General features: G+C 59.5%; 2 protein-coding genes and 2 pseudogenes. All 4 read left to right on the forward strand.

Annotated features, from left to right (window positions below):
- Positions 1-213: hypothetical protein (locus tag EN914_RS38845; RefSeq protein ID WP_206527315.1), on the forward strand; the 213-nt coding region annotated here is incomplete at its 5' end.
- 3 nt (positions 214-216) lie between these two features.
- Entirely contained in the window at positions 217-546 is a 330-nt protein-coding gene (locus EN914_RS40225) for a helix-turn-helix domain-containing protein (protein WP_081714470.1), read from the forward strand.
- Positions 547-646: 100 nt separating this feature from the next.
- Positions 647-841 (forward strand): annotated as a pseudogene (locus EN914_RS35235) (IclR family transcriptional regulator C-terminal domain-containing protein); the annotation flags it as partial.
- A 307-nt stretch (positions 842-1,148) separates the two neighbouring features.
- Positions 1,149-1,496: pseudogene (locus EN914_RS35240) on the forward strand (EF-hand domain-containing protein); the annotation flags it as partial.

The raw sequence follows: 1,496 nt of genomic DNA on the forward strand, positions 1-1,496 counted from the left end.
GTTTTTGTTCCACCGTCCGCGAACAGACCTAGCGTCGTTGCCTTGGTAAACCCGTACGGCAACCCTTCCGACCTTTCGATTTTTGCCCGATGGCTCGCTATCTCTGCGGCCCTGTCACCTCAAGGTTTAGGCGTGACGCGCTTGGGAGGAGCCATGGCTGACACCGAGATCAATCAAAACGAGGCGCGAAAGCGGCCCTTCCCCCTGCCCTGAACCGTGGGGTGCGTATCTTGGACATCGTCGCGAGATCACGAACTCCCAACGCTATCGGATCTGGCTCGCGAGCTTGGAATCGCGCGTTCTTCCGCGCATGCGCTATGTTCGACGCTCGGCGTACACTTGGAGCTCTTGATACGCCGCGGCGACCAGACCTTCCAGTTAGGCCCCCCGTCATGCGATGGTCGAACGCCTTTGCCCAGCAATCCGACGTGGCGACGGAGTTGGCGAGACGGAGTTGCCCGGGGGCAACAATTATCCTTTCGGTGCTCGAAGGGAGAGAGGTCTTCTATCTCGCCGCACGCAATTCGAGCGTTAGCCATTCGCTGATCCAGTTCCGTCCAGGAATGCGTTTGCCCGCAGCCTTTACGGCCACCGGCAAAGCCTTTCTCAGCCAGATGAGCGATTTCGAAGTACGGCGGCTCTATGCCGATGGTCTTCCCGAGCCTCGAACACAGAAAGCGTGCAAACTATTGACGACCTCATTGCTGAAATGCGCGATATCCGCACGAATGGCTTCAACTGCGACGACCAGCAGGTTGCGGACGGGATCATCTGCTTTGGGGCCCCGGTGCTGAATTCCCTTGACCGCCCAATCGCGGCGATGGCCGGGGCAATCGTTTGACGCATTGCGGAAGCCGAACTAGCCGCTTCATTAATCACAGGCATTCGAGGCTTGGCCCAAGGGCTCACGAGCAGCTTGCCTTCGCCGCAACCTGGTCCCCTCAGGGAACAAACAGATCGAGCTCCAGTTTGGCCTTCCAAGCAAGCAGGTGCGATAGATGGAGCACGCCATGAGACATTCACACGTCACGACGGCCGCGGCCGCTTTCATAGCTCTGACCTTCCCCGCGTTGGCCCAGACAAGCGGAACACCGGCCCCCTCGACACCCGCACCCCCTCCGGCCACCGAACAGCCGGTCGGCGGGCAGTTGCCGGATATCAACCGACAAGCGGACGGACCAACACGCGAAATGATCCGCCAGATGGTTGAGCAAGCGGTCCGGGAGAGAATGAAGCAGGATCGCGGTTCTGAGGAAGGTTTCCGCGATGAGGAAGATCGCTACATGAACCAGGACGGCCACATCAAGGATGCTGACCGCCCCGATGAATCTAGCCGTCATGGCGACCATTGGCTAAATCGTGGCGACTGGGGCAGAGGACACAGAATGGCTCGACACCGTGGTCACCAAATGATGCGCGGTGCCGGCATGCGACTGGTGTTTGGACTGTTGGACACGGATGGCGACGGTTCATTGTCCCAGAACGAGGTTGAAGGC

It is taken from the genome of Mesorhizobium sp. M7A.F.Ca.CA.001.08.2.1 (assembly GCF_003998455.1).
Lineage (GTDB): Bacteria > Pseudomonadota > Alphaproteobacteria > Rhizobiales > Rhizobiaceae > Mesorhizobium > Mesorhizobium ciceri.